Genomic DNA, 6,522 nt, shown 5'->3' with positions numbered 1-6,522 from the left:
TATGCCGGTCGTCGGCGGTTGGGGCAACGGGTGGGGCGATCGCAATTGCGGACGTTGAAAAAGGCTTGGGCCAATGTCAGGAGTGCGCAATAGCGACCTTTGCAAAGTCGTGGTCAGCGCCTGCCGGAGCGACGTGACCGGCCCAAAGCAGACCTCTACCTGGCCGTCTAGCGCTGCGGACCAGCTTCACCATAGCGGACGTTGGTCGATTGTGCAGTATTGAGCAGCAACAGATGACTGCAGCGCGGGACTTTGCTGCCGTGCGCCTCCAAAGCTTGGGCGGGTGTAGGTTTCGATTACCGTCCCGAGGTCATATGTTCCAATAGCGGATCGGGAACTGAATATGTTTCATCGCCTCATTTGATATTCTCTTGCCCCGTTCGCCAACAAACTTATCCCATACTTCTTTCGAGGCTGGGACGCCATTGAAGCCCCTTCTCTCTGGCATGTCCGATCCCACCGGAATTCGGTCTGGAAAGTTATCATGCGTGGCATCAAGCCATTCTTCCGCGACAAATGCCCCAACAACTACACCTTTCACGACAGCCAGAACATAGTCAGCAGCCTCAACTCTTATCTTGGAAATGCGCCAAGCCAAGCGGGTTTGTTCATAAATAGCTACTGTATCAGACCTATCTTGAAGGCGATTGATGTTGATAAGAACAAGCTTCTCCGAGGGTTCCGCGTCGACTGCGGGCAGAGCGTATTTGTCTATTATCTCCAAAACATTCATTGGGCCTTTAGCGCCGCTTTCATGGCCGCCCTGAGCATTAGTCAGTCCGCTGTATGCATCAATTAATGCGGCCTCGACTTCAAAGATGGCTGCGTCAGGAATGTCGTGCCGGTGAATAACATGCAATACGCTTAGCCCCGCGTTCTTGATTTCTCGAATTCGACCCACCTTCAAGGATGTCGGATCATCCTCATCATTTTCCAACGTCTTTAATTCTGCATTTGCGTGTGCAAAAACCCGATTGCCCCTTCCCTTGCCGACGTAGAAGGTTTCTCCGTTCCTCGGGTCGATCAAGCGATAGACGTAGTTGCCAATTTTCTCGGATACGCCCGATGGAAATCCCGATAAACTACTCATTTTACCATGCCTTAATTCTAACCTTGACTTCTTAGAACGTCAGCATCCATCGCTGTGGCTCGGGATGCAAGCAGATTTGAAAAGGGCTATCTTGGGCTCTGAGCCGACATGCGGCGGCGCGGCAGGCATCCTGGTTATCTCGCCCGCCTGATCGACATGAACGGCCCTTTGCTGCCATTGATTTGGAATGCCGCCGCTGCGGAGCAGCGTCACCGAACCGGCCATTCATGCATTGTGCAGCATTTTGAGATGGCGGGTGACAGCAGAACGGGACTTACCCGCCGTTCATGATGCGAGTCCAAATGAGTGACCTAGATAGACAGCACTTACAACACAGGCAGGTATTGCAGATATTATCGAACCCAAGATCAATTAAAATGTCCCGAGAATCCCACGTCTTTGCGCTGCCCGCATCGGCCATTTCTTCAAGCAACACTTTTGCAAGGAGAGCGCAATGGAACTTCAACCTCAACTCGTCGCGAATTGGCATGTAACAGAAGCCTGCAATTATCGTTGCAAGTTTTGCTACGCGCATTGGTCCAAACCAAAGGCTTCGGAACTTTGGCGCAATAATGCCGCGTGTAGGTTGCTGATATCGGAGCTGGGCCGATTTCTGTCACCTGACAACCCGCTTTGGGAACAACGTTTTGTCCGTCGGCCGCGACTTAACATTGCCGGAGGTGAGCCAACGCTTTGGGCCGGTGAGCTCAGTCACGTGGTGGATCACGCCGTTGCAGCCGGATTTGACGTGAGTTTGATAACCAATGGCAGCCGTCCCGAGACGCTGCGTAATATTGCATCAAGAATTTCAATGCTCGGTCTCAGTGTGGATTCCACTCGTTGCGACGGGAATTTGCGGATCGGACGGGTGGATAGAAAGGGCGCGCAAATCGGCTCGGACGATCTTATCGACTTGGTCCGCGAATTGCGCACCGCCAACCCTACACTGCAGATCAAGCTGAACACGGTCGTGAATGCGGTTAATGCCGAAGAGGATTTCTCGGCACTCATTTCCCATATCGCGCCAGACCGTTGGAAGGCCCTACGAATGCTACCGTCCTACAATGACGAGCTGACCGTGGATGAAGCGAAATTCGAAAGGTTTGTAAGCCGCCACGCCGCTTTCCGGCGCATCCTTTCCGTCGAGGATAACCCCTCGATGGTCCAGTCCTATCTTATGATCGATCCGCATGGCCGCTTCTTCCAGAACAGGCTGGACAGTAAAGGATATTACTACAGCGAACCCATCCTCGACATCGGGGTCGAGCGCGCGTTCGCGCAAATCCCGTTCTCCATCGACAGGTTTCTTGCGCGCTACCAGCCTCTTGAGAGCGCGTCATGAAATACTCAACCTGCAAAGAGATCGAGAAAGAGGTGCAATCGCGCGTACGAGAGGGCTGGCAGTATTTCCGAAAACGCGAACATGGGAGGCTGGTGTCACCGACTGGTGGCTTTGTAACCGTGCCATGCACCCCCAGCGATTGCCGGGCTCTTCGCAACTTCCGGCGCGATGTGGAGCGGGTGTTGAATGGGCAGACAAAACGTCACGCAGGCTGACTTGTCTGGCTCCAGCCCTCCTCCACCTCGGCCGCGGCGAGCAGAAAAGGCTTCCGCGCCTTGGTGACATTCTGTTTTTGCAGATACGCGTAGGACCGCGCGACGAAGGCACAATAGCACAGCCCTAAATCGAGGCGGTGGTAGTGGTCGGAGCTGGCTTTGCAGGCGCCCGAGAGTTCGACAACGCGCTTGAGATCACTACGCAGCCTGTCCAATGGTGGCATGTCTCTTCCACTTGCAACTTTCGACCATTCAATGCGCGCGTTTTCAGGATCCAAATGCGGAGAGAGCGCAGCGTAGAAGACGCTCTTCGTTTCGTAGCCAAGTGCGCCTTGGGCCGTGTCCAGCCACCTTGCTAACGCCAGACGCGGCCCTCTACGGATGGCATCCCCACACGCAAGTTTATGGAGCGCCAGGACGCCCTCGGTCCGGTCCGGCCCGGTTTCGATTAGCAGGTTAAAGACAAAGACGCTCGCCATGAAAATATGTATCGGTGCCATGATAGCCTGCAAATCGGCGCGGTTGGTTGTTTCGAGCATGCTGGCACACTCGTGGAAAAGCGGTGCAACGCGGGATTTCGGCACCCGGCGCAGTTCAGAAGCGAGCGCTTTCGTCCCCCCTGAGGTCACGACCGCTTGCAAGTGATCCGAGGCAAGGACTGCGCGCTGAACGGCCTCAAGCGTATGCGTGCCTCTTTCGCGCAGACCGGGTTGCGCGATGGACCAGGCGCCAAGCCGGATCACTTCGGGAGGCACATCTTGCGGGGATAGAAAGGACAACCGGTGCTTGGCTTCAAGTTGTCGGATGAACTTTGTAACCGCAGTTTTGGTCGCGCTGCCAGTCTTACGCATTCTCGTCCAGAACCTATGCTGAGCTTCATTGCCACCAACGCCCCCAACACGCGGCCCGAGCATGAAGTTCTTCAAAGACACCCCAACGATGTTGCAGTAGTCTTCCGGGTCGAGCAATAATCTTGCAAACTGCGTATTTTCATCGGAGGGAATCTGGGTTTGAGTCATTGTTGTCTGCGTTGCCTCGGGCTTTGATCGCCTGTCACCATAGCTAATTTATCTATATGGCAAATGTTGGGTCTTCGTAAGCGTTCGCCGTGCGAGCTCCGATCTTGGAATAAGCTTGGAACATCGTCATGGGCAATTACCCGATCGGCCCTAACCAGACCTTCGCCCTAGCTTCCAAATGCTGCAGCGCTACTCTCGAAAGCTGTCATCGGATTGCTCCGTATCAAGGATGCCAGCGTTCGCCCACTGCCGCCTGCTCGTCTTCACGGCGGGCATCCCATTCATATCCTTCTGCAATGGATATCAGGCTTTCCGACAGGCGGGGGTGGGAATTGCCGTATCTTGCAGCCAAGTCTCGATAACGCTCAGCAAGTCTGCGCTCTTGCTCCCCGCCATCGTAGGGGCCGCGCGTTGTTACACCTCGTGCATTGCGGACCCCCATACAGAACCGCTCCCTTAGTCCAGCGCAATCAGAGCGATCTAGATACTCCAAGATGACGTTAGGCAACCAGTCGTCCCAGGACCGTCTCCTCGCCATTCGTGCCAGCAAAGCTCCAAAATGGATTTCAGCTACTTCCTTGCGGTCAGCATCCGCCGCAAGTCGAAGGGCGCTATCTGCCCATGCGGTGAATTCATCCGGACACACTACGCCTTCCTCATCGCAGCCGGGAACTTTTTTCCAACCCTCCAGAGAGTGATAGGCCAGCTCAGCAAGGAACTTGCGCCTCTCCGCCGATAGCTTTTCTCGCTCGGGTTCGTCCGCACCATCGCGCCGGTGATATTGCCAGCAGAGCAACTCAACAAAGAGATTTGGATCACGAGCAAGCTGTCGGTGCAAAGCCAGCGTTCGCTCGTGGTCTCGATGACCGTATGAGCACAAGAGCTTGACGAAGGGCAGTTCTAGATTGGCGATTTGGTCGTCGGAGATCGCTTCGTCTTCATCGAGGAGCTGAAACACCTCATCTAGGTTGTACGAACTTGGAAAAGGCCCCTCCACTTCCTCGCCGCGAGCAACAGCTTGTAGGATATCTAGCAAACGGTTGGCTGGCAGCTTGTTCCTCCACAGAGAAACGGCTGAGAACGCTGATCTCGGCCGCTGATATTCAAGAAGCTTTGTAACGGCGTACTCCACTTCGTCGGACGGTGTGTCATCCCAAATATGAATTGATGCCGAATTCCAAAATGCAGAAGCCACGTCTTCGCCCAAACTTTCTGCGACCTGCCAGCCAATTGAACGACCAGGAAGGTGCTCGGCAAATCTCAGGCGCTCCACTTCACTGCTCAAAATTCCTTGTGCCTCTAGGCCAGCCACGACTGCGGCAAGGTCGATCCAACCTGCGCTCCATAGCAGTTGCCGCAGGAAAGCACTGGACTGATCATTTGCCTCGGTGCGCAGCGCAGCCGAGACCCAGTGGGTCGCCGTGTCCACTGCCGCATCTTGCGGGACCAAGACTTGAGCCACCAGTTCGGGTTGCTTCACGCTAAGCGCAAACGGAAAAACCGCTTGATCTCCCAATTGCTCCCTGATTTCATCGATGGCGTTTCGGCGGCGCTCTTCGACAAGTGCGTTTCGCTCCTGCCATGACAAGCGCCCATTTCCTTCGTCTTCCACCAGCGCACGCCACTCAACGTGGGAATTTTCAAACAGCCAACGGTGGCGAGCAGTCGGAGACTGAGGGGACAAAGCCTCTTCCATACGCCGAAGCGCGGCTGCCAACTGTTCGTCCTCTTCACCTTCCTGATAAGCACGAAGAACATCGCGCCGACGAAGGTTGTGCCGAAGATCAGCTTTGTCCTCATCGGTTGCTGTCGCTGACCAGCTCTCGACCTCGATGACCAAGCGAGACAGGTCATCAGAATGAATACGTGTCGCAACTTCTAATAGCTGTTCAAGCTCCAACTTTTCAAATGGAGCCAAGTCGAGCAGTAGGCGGCTGGCTTCGACCGCCGCTGCGCGGACATCCGCATTTGTCGGTGACGGCACTTCTGCATCCAGTGCTCGCCATTGCGGCCTCGCGGTGCGTGAAGCGAAACTTGGGCCACCTCCTGGAAGAAGAGAGATACAGACGTCCATCACAGCATGTCGAAACTGCCCTGACAAGCGCCGCAAGGCAGCCATCCTTTCCGCAGCACTGAGAGCGGTGGCAGGCAGCCAAGCCCTAAACAGAGAACGGGCGGTTGATTTCGGCGAGTTTGACCAGTTGTCTTCCACCTCCAGACGGCGAAGGCCAAAAACAATCTCTGCGACGCGAGAAAAGTGGACAGGGTGCCAAGCCAAAAGTTCAAGCGCCCAAAGCAAATTGGTCCGCAAACACTCGCCACTCACCAAGCCTTCAGTGGTTCCCATGATGGCGCGTATGGCAGGTTCTGGCTCTCTAATCTCAGCTTCAAGGCAATCAAGGAACGCAGATGGAGATGCCTCCGCCAATGTTCGTAGGTGCCCCCGAATAGAAAGCCAACGTTCTTGGTCAGCACCTCGCATCAGGGACCGAACGACTTGCGCGGTACGGTATGAAAGGTCAACTCCCAACCTGTCACAGAGGTGGTCCTGCTTTTTCGACCAGTTTGCAGCCTTGTTAAGATGGATCAGGGTTTCACTTCAGGCTGCTAATCTCATTGGTTCTGTTTTGTTGGCGTATACCTCATCGGGGGTCAATAACCCGTGCGTCGAATGGGGGCGCTCAGAGTTGTAGTAGGTCAGCCATTTACCGATGCCCGCCCGCATTTCTGAGCCGGTCTCAAAAGCGTTGAGGTAGACGCATTCATATTTCAGTGACCGCCACAGCCGCTCAATCATCCGATTGTCGCGCCAAGCGCCTTTGCCGTCCATGCTGATCTTGATCTTTGCATCCGTAA

At 54.9% G+C, this 6,522-nt stretch carries 5 protein-coding genes; 1 reads left to right on the top strand and 4 read right to left on the bottom strand.

The genetic code is table 11. From position 1 onward, the window contains the following. Positions 1 to 310: 310 nt before the first annotated feature. Positions 311 to 1,090 (bottom strand): LEM-3-like GIY-YIG domain-containing protein, encoded by a 780-nt coding sequence (locus BMZ91_RS20665; protein ID WP_092842469.1) that lies wholly within the window; start codon positions 1,088 to 1,090, stop codon positions 311 to 313. A gap of 454 nt (positions 1,091 to 1,544) precedes the next feature. Between BMZ91_RS20665 and BMZ91_RS20655 the strand changes: the two genes are divergently transcribed. Further along, positions 1,545 to 2,432, top strand: a complete 888-nt coding sequence (locus tag BMZ91_RS20655) for a viperin family antiviral radical SAM protein (protein WP_092842467.1) — start codon at positions 1,545 to 1,547, stop codon at positions 2,430 to 2,432. Positions 2,433 to 2,634: 202 nt separating this feature from the next. Here the strand turns inward: BMZ91_RS20655 and BMZ91_RS20645 are convergent, their stop codons facing one another. The 3 genes from BMZ91_RS20645 to BMZ91_RS20635 all read right to left on the bottom strand — a co-directional run. Then, positions 2,635 to 3,666: a hypothetical protein gene (locus BMZ91_RS20645; RefSeq protein ID WP_143076435.1), complete on the bottom strand. Its 1,032-nt coding sequence runs from the start codon at positions 3,664 to 3,666 to the stop codon at positions 2,635 to 2,637. Between the two features lie 223 nt (positions 3,667 to 3,889). Next, positions 3,890 to 6,013, bottom strand: a complete 2,124-nt coding sequence (locus BMZ91_RS20640; RefSeq protein ID WP_177193948.1) for a hypothetical protein — start codon at positions 6,011 to 6,013, stop codon at positions 3,890 to 3,892. A 252-nt stretch (positions 6,014 to 6,265) separates the two neighbouring features. After that, a partial coding sequence (locus BMZ91_RS20635; RefSeq protein WP_143076434.1) for an integrase core domain-containing protein occupies positions 6,266 to 6,522 on the bottom strand: 257 nt, incomplete at its 5' end.

It is taken from the genome of Roseovarius lutimaris, from assembly GCF_900115165.1.
Taxonomy (GTDB): Bacteria; Pseudomonadota; Alphaproteobacteria; order Rhodobacterales; family Rhodobacteraceae; genus Roseovarius; species Roseovarius lutimaris.
The sequence above is the reverse complement of the archived record's forward strand: the minus strand, read 5'-3'. Positions and strand labels throughout refer to the sequence as shown.

What these genes read in the sequence shown, in the direction of transcription:
- BMZ91_RS20665 (WP_092842469.1), bottom strand. Translation starts at nt 1,090, where the DNA reads ATGAGTAGTTTATCGGGATTTCCATCGGGCGTATCCGAGAAAATTGGC.
- BMZ91_RS20645 (WP_143076435.1), bottom strand. Translation starts at nt 3,666, where the DNA reads ATGACTCAAACCCAGATTCCCTCCGATGAAAATACGCAGTTTGCAAGA.
- BMZ91_RS20640 (WP_177193948.1), bottom strand. Translation starts at nt 6,013, where the DNA reads ATGGGAACCACTGAAGGCTTGGTGAGTGGCGAGTGTTTGCGGACCAAT.
- BMZ91_RS20655 (WP_092842467.1), top strand. Translation starts at nt 1,545, where the DNA reads ATGGAACTTCAACCTCAACTCGTCGCGAATTGGCATGTAACAGAAGCC.